This is a genomic window from Bacillus sp. FSL K6-4563, assembly GCF_038630405.1.
GTDB lineage: Bacteria > Bacillota > Bacilli > Bacillales > Bacillaceae > Bacillus > Bacillus pumilus.
In genome coordinates, this window is record NZ_CP152030.1 from 1,647,491 (window position 1) to 1,669,173 (window position 21,683).

Genomic DNA, 21,683 nt, shown 5'->3' on the forward strand with positions numbered 1-21,683 from the left:
GATGATACAAGAAAAAATCAAAGAGCTTGAAGTAAAAAGAGCTCTGGCTCAGTCATGGTTTTCGGATCCAGATAAAAGAAAAATAAGTTCAAATTATGATAATAGAGAAACACCATTTACTCGATTTCTATCAGCTGAAACTTTCACTTCTTATTATCAACTAACATTCAAAAAAACACCTGTCTCTATTTTAGATATAGGATGTGGACAAGGTCAGATGCTTGAGTATATATCTAAGCAATTACCTCTAGCTGATTTGACTGGGATTGATTCATCTGAAGAAGCCATACATTGTGCAAATAAATTAAATATAAAAGCCAATTTTATTTGTACAGATATAAAAAATTTTTCATCACATGCTAAAATTTATGATGTGATTTTAATACATCTGTGTTTTGGGCTATTTGAAAATCCGATCGAATTATTAGAACAGTTACTTCCTTATTTATCAAATGAATCTATGATTTATATTGTTGATTTAAATCGAGATAGTATAGAAAGTGGATTGAGTTCAGTTCAGAGCAAAGAAGAAGAACTGTATATATATGATCAATATCATGCCTCGTTGACATTATCTGAGTTTGAACAGTTACTCACCTATATTACCAAACCGAGAGAAGATATGATGTATAAGATTGGTACTTCTATAATTGGAGGATTTAGCCCATTTAGTATGGAATTTTTATCGTTAATAGGAAATGGAAATTTACAACAAACGTTAAGACAGGCTCCAGATCAATATAGCAGTTCAACGCAGAAAGTACCTGTACTTTTACATGCGTGGCTTATTAAAAATTCTGGCTAAATAACTCCATCTAAACATGGTCCTTTCTTTATGTGTAATGTTAAGGTTATCAGTACAGTATTCCGCCTACTCTCCCATGGAGTTCAATGTGAATTTTTTCTCAATTTTATTCGCTAGAAACAAGTTGGAAGGGTTTTCTTTGAAATGAGGGAGCAAAGGCAAAGCGATTAAAATGGAAGCCTGCTTATTTCTTTAACATTTACACTCTTTTCTTCTATATTAAATATCAACCATTCTGTTTAATACAAAATGCTTTTTCGACATAAAAATGATTTAGTGCAGATGGAGATCATCTTTCATAGTGAGTTCTGTTCTTCGCCCATAGTATACAGCTGCGATTATCACCAGCCCGTTCTGTTCATATTGGCATATATAATAAAGGAAGAGAGAGGTATGATTGGTTTAAAGTAAACGATTTACGAGTACCTGTTATAAGGAAGAACTTCATTTGCATAAAAAAATTGGATATGGTATAGTTTTTATGGAAATGCTAACGATTACCGAGACAAGAGTGGGGAAACCCGCTCTTTTGTATTGAACAGGCAATTTTTGTCTCGACATTATTCATCCGTTTTCTGCTCCCCCTGCTCACATAAAGCAGGGTTTTTATGCAGAATGATTGATAAGAGCGTTTATCGAAAGCACAAGGAGGAAGAGAATGAGCAAAAAAGTAGTGGATGTCGTAAGCGAAATGGTACAGCCAATTTTAGATGGCTTACAGCTTGAACTCGTTGATGTTGAATTTGTCAAAGAGGGTCAAAACTGGTTCCTTCGCGTGTTTATTGACTCTGATAAAGGCGTCGATATCGAAGAATGTGCCAAAGTGAGCGAAGCCTTGAGCGAAAAGCTTGATGAGGCAGATCCGATTAGCCAAAACTACTTTCTTGAAGTGTCCTCTCCTGGAGCGGAGCGCCCATTAAAGAAAAAAGCTGATTTTGAAAAAGCACTTGGAAAAAATGTTTTCATGAAAACATATGAACCAATTGATGGTGAAAAAGCATTTGAAGGTGAGCTTACAAGCTTTGATGGTGAGATTGCAACAGTGACAGTGAAGATCAAGACAAGAAAGAAAGAGATCAATATTCCATACGAAAAAATAGCTAACGCAAGATTAGCAGTTTCGTTCAATTAACCTTTTCATTGATATAAGGGGGAACCATAAAAATGAGTAGTGAGTTGTTAGATGCCCTGACTGTTCTCGAGAAAGAGAAGGGTATTAGTAAAGAAATTATTATTGAAGCGATAGAAGCTGCACTCATTTCTGCATATAAGCGTAACTTTAATCAAGCGCAAAATGTTCGTGTTGATTTAAACCGCGAAACGGGAACAATTCGCGTATTTGCAAGAAAAGATGTTGTAGATGAAGTGTATGATTCTCGCCTTGAAATCTCTGTAGATGATGCAGCCAATATGAACCCGAATTACATGGTAGGTGACGTCGTTGAAATTGAAGTCACGCCAAAAGATTTCGGACGCATTGCAGCTCAGACTGCGAAACAAGTGGTGACGCAGCGAGTGAGAGAAGCAGAGCGAGGTGTGATCTACACTGAGTTTATCGATCGCGAGGAAGACATTATGACGGGAATCGTTCAGCGAATTGACAGTAAATTCATTTACGTGTCACTTGGCAAAATCGAAGCCCTTCTTCCGGTCAACGAACAAATGCCAAATGAGGACTACAAACCACATGACCGTATTAAGGTGTTTATTACAAAAGTCGAAAAAACAACAAAAGGACCACAAATTTATGTGTCTAGAACACATCCAGGTCTTTTAAAGCGTTTATTTGAAATTGAAGTGCCAGAAATTTATGATGGTACTGTAGAGCTTAAATCGGTTGCTAGAGAAGCTGGGGACCGTTCTAAAATCTCTGTTCGTACGGATGATCCTGATGTTGACCCAGTTGGTTCTTGTGTTGGACCAAAAGGCCAGCGTGTACAAGCAATTGTCAACGAGCTAAAAGGCGAAAAAATTGACATTGTCCATTGGTCTAATGACCCGGTTGAATTTGTTGCCAATGCATTAAGTCCATCAAAAGTACTTGATGTTATTGTGAATGAAGAAGATAAGGCGACAACAGTCATTGTCCCTGATTATCAGCTGTCGTTAGCCATTGGTAAAAGAGGTCAAAATGCTCGTCTTGCAGCAAAGCTGACTAGCTGGAAAATTGACATTAAAAGCGAAACAGATGCAAGGGAACTCGGTATTTTCCCAAGAACTGAAGACTCTGAATCTCTTTTCTTAGAGGCTGAACCAGTAGCTGAGGAATCTGACGAATAAGAGGTGATGTAAAAGGTGAATAGCCGAAAAAAAATCCCGCTTAGAAAATGTGTCGTGACGGGAGAAATGAAACCAAAGAAAGAACTGATCCGTGTTGTTCGTTCTAAAGAAGGTGAAGTGTCTGTTGACGCAACCGGAAAAAAGAACGGACGCGGAGCTTACCTTTCTCTCGATAAAGAAACCATTCTTGCGGCAAAGAACAAACGCAGTTTACAGCAGCAATTTCAGACACAGATTGACGAACACATATTTGAAGAATTACTAGAACTAGCTGAAAAGGTGAAAAAACCAAATGACTGATTCTAAGTGGTATCCTTTGCTTGGTCTAGCAAATCGAGCTCGTAAAGTCGTGTCAGGAGAAGATCTTGTGATCAAAGAAGTTAGACATGCGCGTGCTAAGCTGGTTCTTCTTGCAGCAGATGCCTCACCGAACACAGAGAAAAAGGTATCTGACAAATGCAAATTTTATAATGTTCCGGTTAGAAAAATTGAAGACCGTTCCGTTCTCGGACGTTCTATTGGGAAAGAAGCTCGCGTAGTTGTCGCTGTCACTGACCAAGGCTTCGCTAAGAAGCTTATAAGCTTGCTCGATTAATTTATTTGGGGGTGAACGAATGGCTAAAGTGAGAGTATATGAATACGCAAAAGCCATAGATGTTTCAAGTAAAGATATTATAGCAGCGCTTAAGGATATGAATGTGGAAGTGAACAACCACATGGCGACGCTTGAAGACGACACTGTGAAAAAGCTAGACGCTATCTATAAAAAAGCCAAAGCAAAAGAGACAACTAACGAGAAACCCGCAGAACAAAAAAAACAATCATCTAACAAAAACAATGATAGAAAGAAGAATGACGTGCAGAATAATCAATTTAATAAAAACAAAAAAAACAACAACCAAAACAAAAACAAAAATAAACGCGGTGGGAATAACAAATCGCAGCATCAACAAGCTAGACCTGTGAAGCCTAAGAAAGAGCTTCCTGAAAAAATTGAATTTACAAATTCAATGACAGTCGGCCAGCTGGCTGAAGAGCTTGGAAAAGAAACAGCTGAAATTATCAAAAAGCTGATGATGCTTGGTGTAATGGCAACCATTAACCAAGAGCTGGATAAAGATACAGTTGAACTAATCGCTTCTGAATATGGCGTTCCAGTAGAGGAAGTCATTATTTTAGAAGAAACTGAACTTGAAAAGTATGAAGTGGAAGATAAAGAAGAAGATATGCAAGTACGCCCTCCAGTTGTGACGATCATGGGACACGTTGACCACGGGAAAACAACGCTTCTTGACAGCATTCGTAAGACGAAAGTCGTTGAAGGCGAAGCTGGTGGAATCACGCAGCATATCGGTGCATACCAAATTGAAGAAAACGGCAAGAAAATCACGTTCCTTGATACACCTGGACACGCAGCCTTTACAATGATGCGTGCACGTGGTGCCGAGGTAACGGATACAACCATTCTAGTCGTGGCAGCAGATGATGGTGTGATGCCGCAAACGGTAGAAGCTATTAACCATGCGAAAGCAGCAGAAGTGCCAATCATTGTTGCTGTCAACAAAATTGACAAACCAACAGCGAACCCTGACCGTGTGATGCAGGAATTAACGGAGCATGGTCTAGTACCAGAAGCTTGGGGCGGCGAAACGATCTTCGTTCCTCTATCTGCAAAAACAGGTGAAGGCATTGACGAATTGATCGAAATGATCCTTCTTGTCAGCGAAGTTGGAGAACTGAAAGCCAACCCAAATCGTGCGGCAAAAGGGACTGTTATCGAGGCTGAGCTTGATAAAGGAAGAGGGTCAGTTGCAACCCTTCTTGTTCAAACTGGTACGCTTCAAGTAGGTGACCCAATCGTTGTCGGAAATACATTTGGGCGCGTTCGTGCAATGGTCAATGACATCGGACGCCGCGTGAAAACAGCAGGACCATCGACACCTGTTGAAATCACTGGTTTAAACGATGTACCAAATGCAGGGGATCAGTTCCTCGTATTCAAAGATGAAAAAACAGCTCGTCAAGTAGGTGAGGCGCGTGCTTCGAAACAGCTTGATGAACAGCGTTCAGACAAAGCGAAATTATCTCTAGATGACCTATTTGAGCAAATCAAACAAGGTGAAGTGAAAGATATCAACTTGATCGTGAAAGCAGACGTACAAGGTTCTGCTGAAGCACTGACGGCCGCTCTTCAAAAAATTGAAGTAGAAGGCGTAAAAGTGAAAATCATCCATACGGGTGTTGGAGCGATTACAGAATCTGATATTATTTTAGCAAGTGCTTCTAATGCGATCGTGATCGGATTTAACGTACGTCCTGATGGAAACGCGAAGAGCACAGCTGAAACAGAAAACGTAGATATCCGCTTACACCGCATTATTTATAAAGTCATCGATGAAATTGAAGCGGCGATGAAAGGAATGCTTGACCCTGAATATGAAGAAAAAGTCATCGGTCAAGTTGAAGTTCGTCAAACGTTCAAAGTATCTAAAATCGGTACAATTGCTGGTGGTTATGTCACTGAAGGAACCATCACAAGAGATAGTGGTATCCGCTTAATTCGTGACGGCGTCGTTATTTTTGAAGGCGAAGTCGACGTATTAAAACGATTCAAAGATGACGTGAAAGAAGTTTCACAAGGTTATGAATGTGGTATTACCATTAAGAAATACAATGATATCCGTGAAGGCGATGTTCTGGAATCATTTGTTATGCAAGAAATCGAAAGAAAATGATCGGTTATACCGAATGTGAGTGCATCATTTATGATGCCTCCTCACTGAAGGAAAAACGTGCGGTTCTTCAGCGTATATTGACAAGAACGCGCCATAAATTCAATGTAACCATGGCTGAAATGGATTACCAGGACACATGGCAGCGTACATCAATTGGAATCGCCGTGATTTCCTCATCCCGGGTTCAAGTGGAAAAGGAATTGCAGCGTGTTTTAAGCTTTATTGATTCTTTTCCTGAAATTGAACGAACGATCACGAAAACTGAGTGGTTTTAATTAGAGGTGATATGATCATGAGTATGAGAGCAACCCGCGTGGGTGAGCAGATGAAAAAAGAATTAGGCGACATCCTAGGCAGAAAGCTAAAAGATCCAAGAATCGGCTTTTTGACTGTAACCGATGTCGAAGTAACCGGTGATTTGCAAATTGCGAAAGTTTACATTTCTGTTCTCGGTGACGAGAAGAAAAGAGAGGAAACCTTAAAAGGCCTTGCTAAGGCTAAAGGGTATATCCGCTCTGAAATTGGCAATCGAATTAGACTTCGCAAAACACCAGAACTGCACTTTGAATTCGATGAATCCGTGGATTACGGAAACAGAATTGAAAGCCTAATTGCTGAACTAAACACAAAAGATCACGAATAAGACGTTGAAATAAGGATAGGCGATGATCGTCTGTCCTTTTTCATCGTTTACGAAAGGAGAGAGCGCAGATGGTAAATGGTGTTCTTTTATTACATAAAGAAATAGGGATGACCTCTCACGACTGTGTGTTCAAAGTGAGAAAGCTCTTACATACAAAAAAAGTCGGACATACAGGCACCCTCGACCCCGAGGTATCAGGTGTTCTGCCCATTTGTATTGGAAGAGCAACGAAGATTGTCGAATACTTAACAGATAAATCGAAAACGTATGATGCAGAAATCACGATTGGATTTTCTACAACAACAGAAGACCAAACAGGTGAGATCGTAGAAGAAAAAAAGGTACAAAACCCCATCTCAGAAGAAGACATTGATGCTGTGCTGAAACAGTTTCAAGGAACCATTGAACAAATTCCTCCTATGTTTTCGGCTGTGAAAATTGGCGGAAAAAAACTCTACGAATATGCAAGAGAAGGCATTGAAATTGAGCGGCCGAGCCGCGAGATTACGATTCACCGTATCGAGCGGACAACACCTGCTTTATTTGAAAATGGAAAAGTATCATTTAGATTCACCGTTTTATGTTCAAAAGGAACGTATGTCAGAACCTTAGCAGTTGATATTGGAAAGAAACTAGGATTTCCAGCTCATATGTCACATCTCATTCGCACAGGATCAGGTGATTTTACACTAGATGAGTGCATCACCCTTGATGAGCTGCGAGATATAAGCGAAGAAGGCACAGTAGATGAGCACCTTGTCTCGATCGAGCGCGCGCTCAATCATTTGCCGAAATGGGAGATAAATGATACATTAGCAAGTAAAGTGGAAAACGGTGCAGTCCTGCCCATGCCTGATGAATTCGCTCATTTCGCAGAGGAAGATCGTGTCGCTGTCTTTGCTCCTTCAGGTCGGTGTATGGCGATATATATGAAGCATCCGACCAAACAGAATCTGATGAAGCCGGCGAAGATCTTATCTCAGGACAAGCAATCTTAAAGAAAAGGTGACCATCTCGTGAAGACTATACATATTTCACACCCACATACATTGAATCAAAAGGATCAAGACCCGTCTGTTATGGCTTTAGGGTATTTTGACGGTGTTCACCTCGGACATCAAAAAGTGATTGACGCAGCAAAAAGCATTGCGAGAAAAGAAGGATTGGCTTTAGCGGTCATGACCTTTCATCCGCACCCATCACATGTTTTGCAAAAAGCACGTGAACCCAAGGACTTAATTACACCGCTTGAGGATAAAATTGATTTCATCGAACAACTGGGCGCTGACTATTTATACATTGTGCAGTTCAGCGAAAGCTTTGCAGCGCTATCTCCTCAAGAGTTTGTCGATCAATATTTAGATGAGCTGAATGTGAAGCACGCAGTAGCTGGTTTTGATTTTACGTTTGGCCGTTTTGGTGCAGGTACAATGGAAACCTTCGATGAGTACGGAAAAGGGCGTATTATGGCCACCATCGTTCCTAAGTTGTCCAATCAAGACCGAAAAGTCAGCTCAACACTCATACGCTCTGCATTGAAAAATGGGGATGTTGAATATGTGAGTGAGCTTTTAGGAAAACCGTACCAGCTGCGCGGTATTGTCATTCATGGTGATAAACGAGGACGGACGATCGGCTTTCCGACTGCGAATGTCGGTTTATCTGCTGAATATATCATTCCGCCAACAGGGGTTTATGCAGTAAGAGCAGAAGTGAAAGGCAAAGTGTATGACGGTGTTTGTAATGTTGGCTATAAACCAACCTTTTATGAAAAACGCCCTGATCAGCCTGCCATTGAAGTAAACCTCTTTGATTTTAACGAAGAAATATATGGTGAACCAATTAAATTACAGTGGTTCAAGCGCATTCGCAGTGAGCAAAAATTTAACGGAATCCAGGAGTTAACGGCTCAAATCAGTCAAGATAAAGAAGAAGCGATTCAGTTTTTTCAACATCAGCGAAAGTAAACAAAAAATTCATAGAAAAACTGCTCTACCATTTGCAAATTCAGCATATTTTTAGTATGATTATTCCTGTAGCTTTAAAACCACTTACTTGGCAGGCCGACTTCACCGACGGTTGCGAGGTAGATGGGGCTAACATGATTTGGAGGTGAAACAGGATGGCTATTACTCAAGAGCGTAAAACTCAATTAATTAGTGAGTTCAAAACACACGAATCTGATACTGGATCTCCAGAAGTTCAGATCGCTGTCCTAACAGAATCAATTAACAACTTGAACGAGCATTTACGTACTCATAAGAAAGATCACCACTCACGTCGCGGTCTTTTGAAAATGGTAGGTAGACGTCGTAATCTTCTTACGTATCTACGTAATAAAGACGTAACTCGTTACCGTGAGTTAATTAACAAACTAGGCTTACGTCGATAATCGTAAAAAGCGGGAGGATTCCCGCTTTTTTATCGTATAATCACTAATATTTTATGGTTAAAATGTTGAAAGAATGGCAAAAACCCTTCTACATACACCTTTCACATTGATATGTGAAAATCATTTTGTTCATAATAAGAATTAACTAAAATTTCAAGATAAGAGAGGAGTTTTTCTCAGAATGGGACAAGAGAAACATGTCTTCACCATAGACTGGGCTGGACGTCAACTGACAGTTGAAACTGGCCAGCTTGCAAAGCAAGCAAACGGAGCGGTCCTCGTACGCTACGGAGATACAGCTGTGCTTAGCTCAGCAACAGCTTCTAAAGAACCAAAACCACTTGATTTCTTCCCGCTCACTGTGAACTACGAAGAAAGATTATACGCAGTAGGTAAAATTCCTGGTGGCTTCATTAAAAGAGAAGGCCGTCCAAGTGAAAAAGCGATCCTTGCGAGCCGCTTAATTGATAGACCAATCCGTCCATTATTTGCTGATGGATTTAGAAACGAAGTACAAGTTATTAGTATCGTCATGAGTGTGGATCAAGATTGTTCATCTGAAATGGCTGCAATGTTTGGCTCATCTTTAGCATTATGTGTGTCTGACATTCCATTTGAGGGACCAATCGCTGGCGTTACAGTAGGACGAGTTGATGGAAAGTTTATCATCAATCCAAATGTAGAACAGCTTGAACAAAGTGACATCAACCTTGTAGTCGCTGGAACAAAAGATGCGATCAACATGGTTGAAGCTGGTGCTGATGAAGTACCAGAAGAAACAATGCTTGAAGCTATCATGTATGGTCACCAAGAGATCAAACGTTTAATCGAATTCCAAGAGGAAATTGTCAAAGCAGTCGGTAAAGCAAAAATCGATATTCCTCTATATGAAGTAGATCAAACGTTAGCAGACGAAGTAAAAGCACTTGCTGAAACAGACCTGCTGAAAGCGATTCAAGTACATGAGAAGCATGCACGTGAAGATGCAATCAGTGCAGTGAAAAAAGCTGTGGTTGAGAAATTTGAAGAAGAAGATCGCGACGAAGCGACAATTAAACAAGCGAAAGACGTATTAAACAAGCTTGTCAAAAATGAAGTTCGTCGTCTGATCACTGAAGAGAAAGTACGTCCAGATGGACGTGGTGTAGATCAAATCCGTCCACTTTCTTCAGAAGTAGGACTTCTACCAAGAACGCACGGTTCAGGTCTATTTACAAGAGGACAAACACAGGCGCTCAGTATTTGTACATTAGGTGCACTTGGCGATGTGCAAATTCTTGATGGTCTAGGCGTTGAAGAATCAAAACGCTTCATGCACCATTACAACTTCCCTCAATTCAGTGTTGGTGAGACAGGTCCAATGCGTGGCCCAGGCCGCCGTGAAATTGGACATGGAGCGCTAGGTGAACGGGCATTAGAACCAGTGATCCCATCTGAAAAAGATTTCCCTTATACGGTTCGCCTTGTGTCTGAGGTACTAGAATCAAACGGATCTACTTCACAAGCAAGTATTTGCGCAAGCACACTTGCGATGATGGATGCGGGTGTTCCAATTAAAGCACCAGTTGCAGGGATTGCAATGGGACTTGTGAAATCCGGTGAATACTACACAGTGCTGACAGACATTCAAGGAATGGAAGATGCACTTGGTGATATGGACTTTAAAGTTGCAGGTACATCAAAAGGTGTAACAGCACTTCAAATGGATATCAAAATCGATGGTCTATCAAAAGACATTTTGGAAGAAGCGCTCCAACAAGCGAAAAAAGGAAGAATGGAAATCTTAGATAGCATGTTGTCAACGATTCCTGCTTCTAGAGGAGAGTTGTCTCGTTATGCACCAAAAATCTTAACGATGAAAATCAATCCTGATAAAATTCGCGATGTCATTGGACCAAGCGGTAAACAAATCAATAAAATCATTGAAGATACCGGTGTGAAAATCGATATTGAACAAGATGGTACAATCTTTATCTCTTCTACAGAAGAAGACATGAACCAAAAAGCGAAGAAAATCATTGAAGATCTTGTGAGAGAAGTTGAAGTAGGACAACTTTACTTAGGTAAAGTAAAACGCATTGAAAAATTCGGTGCTTTTCTTGAAATCTTCAGCGGCAAAGATGGACTTGTTCATATTTCTGAGCTTGCGCTTGATCGTGTAGGCAAAGTAGAAGATGTCGTGAAGATTGGCGATGAATTACTTGTTAAAGTCACTGAAATCGATAAACAAGGCCGTGTGAACCTTTCTCGCAAAGCTGTTTTACGTGAAGAAAAGGAAAAAGAAGAAAAACAGTCTTAATGAAATATGTTAGAAGCCAGGTATCCGTACCAGGCTTCTTTCTTTTCTTGCGCTAACAATAGTTCTAGCTTGTTTCTCCCCATCATAATTTGTGATAAAGGGGAGGGACAACCATTGAAAAAAACATTACCATTCATTGTGTTTGTATTTTTACTGCTCGTGTCATATCAAACGATGAAGCAGCCGGCTGCTGTTACATATATTGAATCAATGAAAGAGCATGCTGAGGTTGCATCTGTTTCAAAAGATATTTTATATCAAGAGATTGAATCGAAGTCTTCTGACTATGAAGTGAAGGCGCAAAATGCTAAGATTGATAAAGTGTGGAAAAAGATGCCTGGTCTAAATGGACAGACGGTCAATATCGATGCCTCTTATGAAAAAATGAAAAAACAAGGGTCATTTGATGAAAAGCTGCTTGTTTTCAATGAAACAAAACCTTCTATTCATTTACATGAACTTGGTGCTGAACCCATTTACAAGGGACATCCAGATAAAAAAATGAATGCTTTCCTCATCAACGTCGCTTGGGGTGACGAGCATTTAATCAAGATGTTAAAGACACTGGAAAAGCATCAGGTCAAGGCGACCTTTTTCTTAGAGGGCAAATGGGTGAAAAAAAGCACGGATCTTGCTAAAAAGATCGTGGCAGATGGTCATGAAATTGGAAACCATTCATACAATCACCCAGATATGCGCACACTGACAAGAGAACGAGCATTAGAGCAGATTACCAAAACAAATCGTCAAATTGAAGAATCCCTTGGAAAAAAACCGAAGTGGTTCGCCCCTCCAAGCGGTAGCTTTAAAGAAGAAACAGTGAAGCTTGCCGCAGAAGAAGGAATGGAAACCATTATGTGGACGGTAGACACCATTGACTGGCAAAAACCGTCACCAAACGTACTACAAAAACGGGTGCTTGGAAAAATTCACAATGGGGCGATGATATTAATGCATCCAACAGATTCGACGGCGAAAAGTCTTGACGCACTTATCACTCAAATCAAGGAAAGAGGATATGAATTAGGAACGGTTTCTGACCTCCTAAGTGAAAAAAGACATCCGTGATCCGATCTGTTTGTTGAATAGGAGGAGCAAAACTTGGTCAAAACGTATACATGCCAAAACGGAGTAAGAATTGTACTTGAAAACAATCCCACTGTAAGATCTGTCGCAATTGGCGTCTGGATTGGAACGGGTTCTAGACATGAGACACCAGAAATTAACGGAATCTCACACTTTTTAGAGCATATGTTCTTTAAAGGGACAAAGACGAGATCTGCACGTGATATCGCAGAATCCTTTGACCGCATCGGTGGTCAAGTAAATGCCTTTACGTCAAAAGAATACACTTGCTACTATGCAAAGGTGCTTGATTCACATGCCGGCTACGCCCTCGATGTATTAAGCGACATGTTCTTCCACTCTGCTTTTGATGAAGAAGAGCTGAAAAAAGAAAAAAATGTAGTATATGAAGAAATCAAAATGTATGAGGATACACCTGATGATATCGTTCACGATCTGTTGAGCAAAGCGATTTATGGTGATCATTCTTTAGGGTTCCCGATTTTAGGAACAGAAGAAACACTTTCTACCTTTAACGGTGACTCTCTTAGAGCTTATATGGATGAATTCTACACGCCGGACCGCGTCGTTATCTCTGTTGCAGGGAATGTGGATGACACATTCATTAGTGAAGTTGAAAAGTTGTTCGGTTCGTATGAAACGAAAGGAAAAAAACAGCCTGTAGAAGCGCCGCAATTTCACTATGACAAGCTCACACGCAAAAAGGAAACAGAGCAAGCGCATCTATGCATGGGCTTTAATGGCCTCCCAGCTGGAGACAAAGGCATCTATGACTTAATCGTCTTAAATAATGTTCTTGGGGGAAGCATGAGCAGCCGCTTATTTCAGGATGTAAGAGAAGACAAAGGCCTCGCCTATTCCGTTTTCAGCTATCACAGTTCATTTGCGGATAACGGCATGCTGACGATTTATGGCGGGACTGGAGCGAAGCAGTTAAACCTGCTCTCTGAAACCATCTTACAAACGCTAGACGTCTTAAAGCGTGAGGGAATCACGCAAAAAGAGCTTGAAAACTCTAAGGAACAAATGAAAGGGAACCTAATGCTCAGTCTTGAAAGCACAAACAGTAAGATGAGCCGAAACGGTAAAAATGAACTGCTCCTTGGCAAACATCGTACACTTGATGAAATTATTGAAGAAATCAATAAAGTCACATTAGATGGTGTGAATAACTTATCAAAACGAATCTTTACTGAGGATTATGCGCTCTCGCTTATTAGTCCTACGGGTGATCAGCCATCATAATGTAAACAACACGGCAGGCTTCTTATGAGGTCTGCCGTTTATTGTATATCAAGTAGAAAGGGGCACTGCTTACATGGAACGTGAAAAACTGAAACTCCTCTCTCCGCTTCTGACACAAGCCATCTCCTTTCAGCCGATGACATCTGGCTTTTCTGGAAACCGTACTTACCTCGTCACAACATCCTCAAGTGAAAAGCTGGTGCTCAAGTTATCAAATCTCAAAACGTATACTAATTTTAAAAGAAAAGCGTCAGTTCAGCAAAAGTTTAAAAATCGAGGGCTTCTATGTTCTGAAGTCATGGAGGTTGGAATGAATCCTGAACTTAACTGTACCTATCGTATTTTCTCTTTTATTGAAGGAGAGAACGCTAGAGCAACCATCCATCTGCTTACAAATGAAGAGCAGTATGAAATCGGAAGACGGGCAGGCAGAGAGCTGAATTTCATGCATACATGTCCCGCACCTTCTCATGTCGCGCCATGGGATGAGAGAGTCATGTCGAAACATGAACGGTATGTACATGCCTATCAATCAAGTGGAGTGACCTTTACGAAAGAGCAATTCGTATTAGATTTTATCAAATCACATGCTGATGCGGTAAAGACGAGACCTAATCAATTCCAGCATGATGATTTTCATTTGGGGAATATCATCATACAAGAAGGTGAGTATGCCGGCGTCATTGATTTTGATCAATCTGACTGGGGTGATCCAGTTCATGATTTTTATAAATTGTCCTTATTTAGCCGAGAAAATAGTATTCCGTTTTCAGCAGGGCAACTGGATCACTATGTAAATACGCAGGCCACAGACGATTTTTGGCTTCTTTTTTCTATCTATACAGCAATGAGCTGCTTTTCTTCTATTGTTTGGACGCTTTCTTATGACACTGAACATGTACAAGATATGGTGAACCGAGTGGAGAGAATGCTGGCAGACCATGATCACTTTCATCAACTGAAACCAGCTTGGTATTCAAATTGGCATCATGCATAACTTGCAAAAGCGGGACGGTCTATTTCTTCTTGTGGCTGCATATATGATACGGAAGGGAAGTGATGCGATTTTGAGGCTAAGTGAGCTGTCAGGAAAAGAGATCGTCGATATCAAAAGAGCGGAGCGGCTTGGCGTGCTTGGACAAACCGACCTTGAAATCAATGAACAGGACGGTCAAATCACAGCACTCATCATACCTTCGGTGAAGTGGTTTGGCTTTCGAAAGCAAGGAAATGACATCCGCGTCCCGTGGAATCACATTCAAAAAATAGGATCAGATATGATCATTCTCGATGTGCCTGAAGCACTTCAGCCGCCCGGGGAAAAAGAGCATCCATCATAAATGGGTGCTCTTTTTCTTTTCTCTCTTCGATTTGTTCACAGGCTGAATCCTCTCCTCATATGCTAAAAGGGAGATTCAGAAAATATTACAGACTTTTTTAAATAAAGAAGGTGAACGGTCAGTATGTTGAGCGGTTTAACGGTTGCGGTGATCGGGGGAGATGCAAGGCAGCTTGAAATTATTCGCAAGCTGTCACAGCAGCATGCCAAAGTGTTTTTGGTTGGATTTGATCAGCTGGATCACGGATTTATTGGGGCTGAAAAGCTAAAAATGTCAGAACTACCATTCGAACAGGTAGACAGTATGATCCTGCCAGTATCAGGGGCAACGGATGAAGGTGTTGTCGCGACAGTTTTCTCAAATGAGCAGGTGTTACTAGAAGCAACATATTTAGAAAGAACCCCTGCCCATTGTACCTTGTACTCAGGTATTTCTAATACGTACTTAGACAATCTGGCAAAGCAGGTGAACCGAAAACTTGTGAAGCTGTTTGAGCGAGATGATATTGCCATATATAACTCTATTCCAACAGTTGAAGGGATTATCATGATGGCCATTCAGCAAACGGATTATACGATTCATGGATCACGTGTCGCTGTTCTTGGACTCGGAAGAACAGGACTCACCATTGCCCGCACATTTCGGACACTCGGTGCGGATGTAAAAGTAGGGGCAGCAGATACAGCGCATTTAGCGCGGGCCTTTGAAATGGGACTCGATCCATTTTCAATGGACCGGTTAAAAGAAGAAGTAACAGATGTAGATATCATCATCAATACCATTCCAAGCCTTGTATTAGATTCATCTGTCATCGTCAGCATGACACCAAAGACACTCATTTTGGATATCGCCTCCCGCCCAGGAGGAACAGACTTTGACTTTGCACAAAAACACGGAGTGAAGGCGCTTCTTGCACCTGGACTCCCGGGAATTGTTGCACCAAAGACAGCAGGGCAAATCATTGCAAAAGTGCTTTCTGGGCTCTTATGTGAACTTGCAGAGGAAAAAAGGGGGATGGAATCATGACAACATTAAAAGGGAAAAGAATCGGCTTTGGCTTAACTGGTTCCCACTGTACGTACGAAGCGGTTTATCCGCAAATCGAAGCACTTGTAAAAGAAGGAGCAGAAGTGCGTCCAGTGGTGTCATATACGGTCCAGAACACGAATACAAGATTCGGAGATGGGGCGGACTGGATTGAGCGGATCGAGAAGCTGACTGGCTTTAAGGCGATTGACTCAATCGTGAAAGCAGAGCCGCTCGGGCCTAAGCTACCACTTGATTGTATGGTCATTGCTCCATTAACAGGGAACTCGATGGCGAAATTCGCAAATGCCATGACAGACAGCCCTGTTTTAATGGCTGCAAAAGCAACCATTCGAAATCATCGTCCTGTCGTTTTAGGAATTTCAACAAATGATGCGCTAGGCTTAAATGGTACAAATCTGATGAGGCTGATGTCGACAAAAAATATTTTCTTTATTCCATTTGGCCAGGATGATCCATTTAAAAAACCGACCTCCATGGTCGCGAACATGGATTTGCTTTCTCAAACAGTAGAAGAGGCACTTCAGCATAGACAAATTCAGCCAATTTTAATTGGACCAAGCGAATAATAGATTCACTAGAAAATCATGAAAGATTCAAAAAAGATGCTTCAAGCCTTGCTTTTCTATGGTAAAATAAAATGTAAAAAGTCATAGGATGGCCATCCGAAAGAAAAGAATCATGGATGGGTCGGAAGGAGTTTTACTGATGGGAAGAGGATTGCATGTAGCTGTAGTTGGAGCGACTGGAGCTGTCGGTCAACAAATGTTAAAAACACTAGCTGACAGAGATTTTGAAATGGATACACTGACTCTACTATCCTCAAAACGTTCTGCTGGAACAAAAGTGACATTCAGAGGTCAAGAGTATACTGTACAGGAAGCAACACCTGAAAGCTTTGAAGGAGTAAGTATTGCATTATTCAGTGCTGGAGGAAATGTTTCCAAGGCGCTAGCTCCTGAAGCAGTCAAACGAGGTGCGATTGTTGTAGACAACACAAGTGCTTTCCGTATGGACGAAAACATCCCTCTTGTCGTACCAGAGGTAAACGAAAAAGACTTGCATGACCATAAAGGAATCATTGCAAACCCTAACTGTTCAACGATTCAAATGGTTGCGGCATTAGAACCGCTTCGTCAGGCGTATGGCTTGAAAAAAGTCATCGTGTCCACTTACCAAGCCGTATCAGGTGCAGGACATGAAGCCATTGACGAGCTATATAGCCAATCACAAGCCATTTTAAATAAAGAAGATGTGAAGCCAGAAGTCATGCCTTATCAAATTGCATTTAATGCGATTCCGCAAATTGATAAATTCCAAGACAATGGCTATACATTTGAAGAAATGAAAATGATCAACGAAACGAAAAAAATCATGCATATGCCAGAGCTGGAAGTAGCGGCAACATGTGTGAGACTTCCAATTGAAACAGGACATTCAGAATCTGTTTACGTCGAACTAGCATCAAACGACGCAAAAGTTGAAGACGTCAAGTCCATTCTAAAAGATGCTCCAGGCATTACACTGCAAGATGATCCGTCTCAGCAAATTTATCCAATGCCTGCAGATGCTGTTGGGAAAAACGACGTATTTGTCGGCCGCATTCGGAAAGATTTGGACCGTCCAAACGGATTCCATATGTGGATTGTATCTGATAACCTGCTAAAAGGCGCTGCATGGAACTCCGTTCAAATTGCAGAAAGCTTAAAAGCATTAAAATTAGTTTAACATTCAATGGATGATGAGGACGAACAGAAGAGAGTTAGGCATCTTTCGCCAGCTCTCTTCTGTTACGTCAGAATGAACTTGGAGTGAAAACAGTGAAAATAATTGTCCAAAAATTTGGCGGTACATCTGTCAAAGATGATCAAGGTAGAAAAAGGGCACTTGCACATATCTTATCGGCAAAAGAGAAAGGCTATAAATCTGTTGTCGTCGTTTCCGCAATGGGACGAAAAGGCGATCCTTATGCGACAGATACGCTGCTTGGTCTGCTTTACGGCAGCGCGCAGCATATGACAAATCGAGAAAAAGACTTGCTCGTTTCCTGCGGAGAGAATATTTCAGCTGTTGTGTTTTCAAGCATGCTGAATGAAAACGGGCTAAAAGCTGTAGCGATGACAGGCGCACAGGCTGGCTTTGTGACAGATAAGGAACATACGAGTGCGAAAATTATTGATATGAAGTGCGAACGTCTCGAGGCGGCACTATCTGAACATGATGTTGTCGTTGTTGCTGGGTTCCAAGGAGCCGCGAAAAATGGAGACGTGACCACAATTGGACGAGGCGGCAGTGATACGTCCGCAGCTGCTTTAGGTGCTGCATTACAGGCAGACTTTATTGATATTTTTACAGATGTAGAAGGCGTCATGACGGCAGATCCCCGCATTGTTGAAAATGCAAAGCCGCTCAGAGTCGTGACATATACAGAAATTTGCAACCTTGCATATCAAGGAGCAAAAGTCATTCACCCGAGAGCTGTCGAAATTGCGATGCAAGCAAAAGTACCAATGAGGGTCCGTTCAACATACTCTGATGAAGAGGGCACACTCGTCACGTCACACTACTCAGATAAAATGAGCCATGATGTGTACGACCGCCTCATTACGGGTATTGCACATGTCAATGATGTGACGCAAATCAAAGTCCCGGCAAAAGAAGGGCAATACAGCGTCCAAACTGAGGTCTTTAAAGCAATGGCTAATGCACAAATCAGTGTTGATTTCTTCAATATTACACCGAGTGAGATTGTGTATACCGTGACAGGTGCAATGACTGAAAAGGCAACCTCGATCCTAAAAGATCTTGGTTATACGCCAATTGTCACAACAAATTGTGCGAAAGTATCAGCTGTTGGCGCAGGCATCATGGGTGTACCAGGTGTCACATCAAAAATTGTATCGGCTCTATCCGAGCAAAACATTCCGATTTTACAATCGGCTGACAGCCATACGACCATTTGGGTGCTAGTGAACGAAGAAAACATGAGAGCGGCTGTCAATGCCCTGCACGAAGTGTTTGAACTTTCAAGATAAATGTGATTGAATCATGATGAGGTGAAAAAAATGAATTTCGGAAATATCGCAACAGCTATGATTACACCTTTTGATAAAAAGGGCAACATTGATTTCCAAAAGCTATCAATTCTCATTGATTACTTGTTAAAAAACGGCAGTGACTCATTAGTCGTTGCAGGGACAACAGGCGAATCGCCAACTTTATCGACTGAGGAAAAAGTCGCTCTTTTTCAGCAATCGGTAAAATTAGCAAATGGTCGTTGTAAAATCATTGCAGGAACAGGCAGTAATAATACAAATGCGTCTATCAAACTAACGAAAAAAGCAGAAGAAGCGGGCGTTGATGCAGTGATGCTTGTCGTACCTTACTACAACAAGCCATCACAGGAAGGCATGTATGCACACTTTAAAGCCATTGCCGAGTCTACATCTCTTCCTGTCATGCTTTACAATGTACCAGGGAGAACGGCTGCGTCATTAGCCCCAGAAACAACCATTAAGCTTGCGCAAATACCTAACATTGTCGCAATCAAAGAAGCAAGTGGTGATCTTGATGCCATGACAAAAATCATTGCAGAGACACCAGAGGATTTCGATGTCTATTCAGGTGACGACAGCTTAACACTTCCAGCTGTATCTGTTGGTGCAAAAGGAGTAGTCTCTGTGGCGTCTCATATCGTAGGGCTTGATATGCAGCAAATGCTGAAAAGCTATGCTTCAGGTCAAACGGCCAATGCCGCATTGATCCATCAAAAGCTGCTTCCAATCATGAAACAGCTATTCTCAGCGCCAAATCCAACGCCTGTCAAAACAGCTCTTCAGCTGAAAGGACTAGATGTCGGATCGGTTCGTCTTCCGCTTCTACCTTTGTCAGAAGAAGAGAGACTGGATTTAAGTAGCGTCTTAAACAGCTGATCAAAACAAAAGATTTCGTAAGCGGTCATTCTCAGATGTCCCTGAGTATGACCGTTTTTTATACATAAACACTTTCTTAAAATGTGACTTCATCTTGTTTTCTAAAATTAGATTCAGTTATAATAGCATTAAGCGATGATGGACGGGCTTGAGACTAGGAGGATAAGAATTTTGAAAAAGAAAAATACAGAGAACGTAAGAATTATTGCACTTGGAGGCGTTGGAGAAATCGGGAAAAACTTATATGTCATTGAAATTGATTCGGACATATATGTGGTAGATGCAGGCTTGATGCATCCAGAAAACGAAATGCTAGGCATTGACGTTGTCATTCCTGATATCTCTTATTTAACAGAACGTGCTGATCGGGTGAAAGCAATTTTTCTTACCCACGGACATGATGAAGCAATCGGAGGCGTATTCCATTGCTTAAGCAAATTGTCTGTACCAGTTTACGGAACGAAGCTGACCCTTGCGTTACTTCGAGAAAAATTAAAACAGTATGGCTTCAATCAAAAAGCTGATTTGCGTGAGGTACATGCAAAATCAGTCATTACGTTTGAAACAACAAAGGTATCATTCTTTAGAACGAATCACAGCATCCCTGATTCAGTTGGGATCAGCTTCAAAACCTCTCTTGGTTCAATCGTATGCACAGGTGATTTTAAATTTGATCAAACCCCAGCGCTTAACCAAGCCTGTGACATCGGAGAGATTGCGAAAATTGGAAACAATGGCGTTTTAGCACTTCTTTCAGACAGTGCCAATGCTGAAAAACCAGGCTATACACCTTCTGAGGCGCTCGTCCAAGACGAAATCTCAAATGCGATGTACAATGCTGAAAATCGTGTCATTGTGGCTGTATCTTCATCTAACATTAACCGAGTGCAGCAGATCATTAATGCAACAAATCAAAATGGCCGTAAGCTTGCCGTAGCAGGAAAGAATATGATGACGACTCTTCAGCTGGCGATCAAACTTGGTTATGTCACAGCAGACGAAGAATTATTTGTACCAGTTCAAGAAGTGAAGAAAATGGCGAAAAACGATGTGGTCGTCCTGACAGCTGGAAGCCACGGAGAACCTCTTGCTGCGTTAACAAAAATGGCGAAACAAAATCACAAACAGCTTCATATTGAAAAAGATGACACGGTTGTGATTGCATCTACACCTCTTCCTGGACAAGAACTTACCTATTCAAAAACAGTGGATTTCCTTACAAGAAGCGGCGCACAAGTCATTTTTGCACAAAAACGTGTGCATGTTTCTGGACATGGCTGCCAAGAAGAGTTAAAGCTCATGCTGAACTTACTAAAACCGAAGTATTTAATTCCGGTGAATGGCGAATATCGTATGCAAAAAGCACATTCTCGTGTTGCTGAAGAAGTGGGAATGAAACGAAGTGACATTTTCTTGATTGATAAAGGGGATGTTGTGGAGTTTAGAGGACAGAACGTCAAGATTGGTGAAAAAGTTCACCAAGGCAATATTTTGATCGATGGTCTTGGCGTTGGTGATATCGGGAACATTGTGTTACGCGATAGACGCCTATTGTCTCAAGATGGTATCTTAATTGTCGTCATTACGCTCGATAAACAAAAGAAACAATTAATTTCTGGACCTGAAATCATCACAAGAGGATTTGTGTATGTCAGAGAATCTGAAGAGCTGATTGTGAAAGCGACAGAAATGGTCAAAGGGATTGTCAAAGAGCAAACGGAAAACTCAATTGTTGAATGGTCAACATTGAAACAATCCATGCGTGACGTACTCAATCAATTCCTATATGAAAAAACAAAACGTAAGCCGATGATCATTCCAATTATTATGGAAGTATAATGAGAAAGCCCAAGGAGCATAAGCTCTTTGGGCTTTTTTG

The 21,683-nt window shown here is 41.2% G+C and carries 22 protein-coding genes; all 22 read left to right on the forward strand.

Annotated elements, in window-relative coordinates:
* Position 1 precedes the first annotated feature (1 nt).
* On the forward strand, positions 2-805 hold the full coding sequence (locus MHH54_RS08190) for a class I SAM-dependent methyltransferase (protein WP_003211105.1): 804 nt from the start codon (positions 2-4) through the stop codon (positions 803-805).
* A 658-nt stretch (positions 806-1,463) separates the two neighbouring features.
* A complete protein-coding gene (gene rimP, locus MHH54_RS08195; RefSeq protein WP_003211398.1) occupies positions 1,464-1,937 on the forward strand; it encodes a ribosome maturation factor RimP in 474 nt (157 codons plus the stop codon).
* 32 nt (positions 1,938-1,969) lie between these two features.
* Complete coding sequence (gene nusA / locus MHH54_RS08200) at positions 1,970-3,085, forward strand: transcription termination factor NusA (RefSeq protein WP_003211013.1); 1,116 nt, start codon at positions 1,970-1,972, stop codon at positions 3,083-3,085.
* A gap of 15 nt (positions 3,086-3,100) precedes the next feature.
* On the forward strand, positions 3,101-3,385 hold the full coding sequence (locus MHH54_RS08205) for a YlxR family protein (RefSeq protein ID WP_003210758.1): 285 nt from the start codon (positions 3,101-3,103) through the stop codon (positions 3,383-3,385).
* A complete protein-coding gene (locus tag MHH54_RS08210; RefSeq protein WP_034619894.1) occupies positions 3,378-3,680 on the forward strand; it encodes a YlxQ family RNA-binding protein in 303 nt (100 codons plus the stop codon). The genes MHH54_RS08205 and MHH54_RS08210 overlap by 8 nt, the downstream gene beginning before the upstream one ends.
* A gap of 19 nt (positions 3,681-3,699) precedes the next feature.
* A complete protein-coding gene (gene infB / locus MHH54_RS08215; protein WP_003212253.1) occupies positions 3,700-5,820 on the forward strand; it encodes a translation initiation factor IF-2 in 2,121 nt (706 codons plus the stop codon).
* On the forward strand, positions 5,817-6,095 hold the full coding sequence (locus MHH54_RS08220) for a DUF503 domain-containing protein (RefSeq protein WP_012009994.1): 279 nt from the start codon (positions 5,817-5,819) through the stop codon (positions 6,093-6,095). Before infB ends, MHH54_RS08220 begins: the two co-directional genes overlap by 4 nt.
* Before the next feature lie 17 nt (positions 6,096-6,112).
* Positions 6,113-6,463: a 30S ribosome-binding factor RbfA gene (rbfA, locus tag MHH54_RS08225; RefSeq protein ID WP_003210803.1), complete on the forward strand. Its 351-nt coding sequence runs from the start codon at positions 6,113-6,115 to the stop codon at positions 6,461-6,463.
* Between the two features lie 68 nt (positions 6,464-6,531).
* Positions 6,532-7,461 (forward strand): tRNA pseudouridine(55) synthase TruB, encoded by a 930-nt coding sequence (gene truB, locus MHH54_RS08230; RefSeq protein WP_003211771.1) that lies wholly within the window; start codon positions 6,532-6,534, stop codon positions 7,459-7,461.
* Positions 7,462-7,479: 18 nt separating this feature from the next.
* Positions 7,480-8,430 carry a bifunctional riboflavin kinase/FAD synthetase gene (gene ribF, locus MHH54_RS08235; protein WP_342500848.1) on the forward strand — a complete coding sequence of 317 codons (951 nt, stop codon included), beginning with the start codon at positions 7,480-7,482 and terminating at the stop codon, positions 8,428-8,430.
* 155 nt (positions 8,431-8,585) lie between these two features.
* Positions 8,586-8,855 carry a 30S ribosomal protein S15 gene (gene rpsO, locus MHH54_RS08240; RefSeq protein ID WP_012009997.1) on the forward strand — a complete coding sequence of 90 codons (270 nt, stop codon included), beginning with the start codon at positions 8,586-8,588 and terminating at the stop codon, positions 8,853-8,855.
* Between the two features lie 181 nt (positions 8,856-9,036).
* Positions 9,037-11,154 carry a polyribonucleotide nucleotidyltransferase gene (gene pnp, locus MHH54_RS08245; protein WP_003211098.1) on the forward strand — a complete coding sequence of 706 codons (2,118 nt, stop codon included), beginning with the start codon at positions 9,037-9,039 and terminating at the stop codon, positions 11,152-11,154.
* Between the two features lie 174 nt (positions 11,155-11,328).
* Positions 11,329-12,222 (forward strand): polysaccharide deacetylase family protein, encoded by an 894-nt coding sequence (locus tag MHH54_RS08250; protein WP_223250646.1) that lies wholly within the window; start codon positions 11,329-11,331, stop codon positions 12,220-12,222.
* A 33-nt stretch (positions 12,223-12,255) separates the two neighbouring features.
* Positions 12,256-13,485, forward strand: coding sequence for a pitrilysin family protein (locus tag MHH54_RS08255; RefSeq protein WP_050945004.1), 1,230 nt, complete (start codon positions 12,256-12,258; stop codon positions 13,483-13,485).
* A gap of 73 nt (positions 13,486-13,558) precedes the next feature.
* Complete coding sequence (locus tag MHH54_RS08260) at positions 13,559-14,482, forward strand: aminoglycoside phosphotransferase family protein (RefSeq protein ID WP_342500849.1); 924 nt, start codon at positions 13,559-13,561, stop codon at positions 14,480-14,482.
* Positions 14,483-14,552: 70 nt separating this feature from the next.
* Positions 14,553-14,825, forward strand: a complete 273-nt coding sequence (locus MHH54_RS08265) for a YlmC/YmxH family sporulation protein (RefSeq protein WP_012010001.1) — start codon at positions 14,553-14,555, stop codon at positions 14,823-14,825.
* Between the two features lie 123 nt (positions 14,826-14,948).
* The gene (gene dpaA, locus MHH54_RS08270; RefSeq protein ID WP_340961103.1) at positions 14,949-15,851 is read left to right on the forward strand and encodes a dipicolinic acid synthetase subunit A; all 903 of its coding nucleotides are present in this window, start codon (positions 14,949-14,951) and stop codon (positions 15,849-15,851) included.
* A complete protein-coding gene (gene dpaB, locus MHH54_RS08275; protein ID WP_050945000.1) occupies positions 15,848-16,441 on the forward strand; it encodes a dipicolinate synthase subunit B in 594 nt (197 codons plus the stop codon). The genes dpaA and dpaB overlap by 4 nt, the downstream gene beginning before the upstream one ends.
* Positions 16,442-16,580: 139 nt before the next feature.
* Positions 16,581-17,600: an aspartate-semialdehyde dehydrogenase gene (gene asd, locus MHH54_RS08280; protein WP_340961102.1), complete on the forward strand. Its 1,020-nt coding sequence runs from the start codon at positions 16,581-16,583 to the stop codon at positions 17,598-17,600.
* Between the two features lie 92 nt (positions 17,601-17,692).
* On the forward strand, positions 17,693-18,907 hold the full coding sequence (dapG, locus tag MHH54_RS08285; protein ID WP_012010005.1) for an aspartate kinase: 1,215 nt from the start codon (positions 17,693-17,695) through the stop codon (positions 18,905-18,907).
* 30 nt (positions 18,908-18,937) lie between these two features.
* Positions 18,938-19,804: a 4-hydroxy-tetrahydrodipicolinate synthase gene (gene dapA / locus MHH54_RS08290; protein WP_003211660.1), complete on the forward strand. Its 867-nt coding sequence runs from the start codon at positions 18,938-18,940 to the stop codon at positions 19,802-19,804.
* A gap of 171 nt (positions 19,805-19,975) precedes the next feature.
* Entirely contained in the window at positions 19,976-21,643 is a 1,668-nt protein-coding gene (gene rnjB / locus MHH54_RS08295; RefSeq protein WP_003212233.1) for a ribonuclease J2, read from the forward strand.
* The last annotated feature ends 40 nt before the right edge of the window (positions 21,644-21,683 follow it).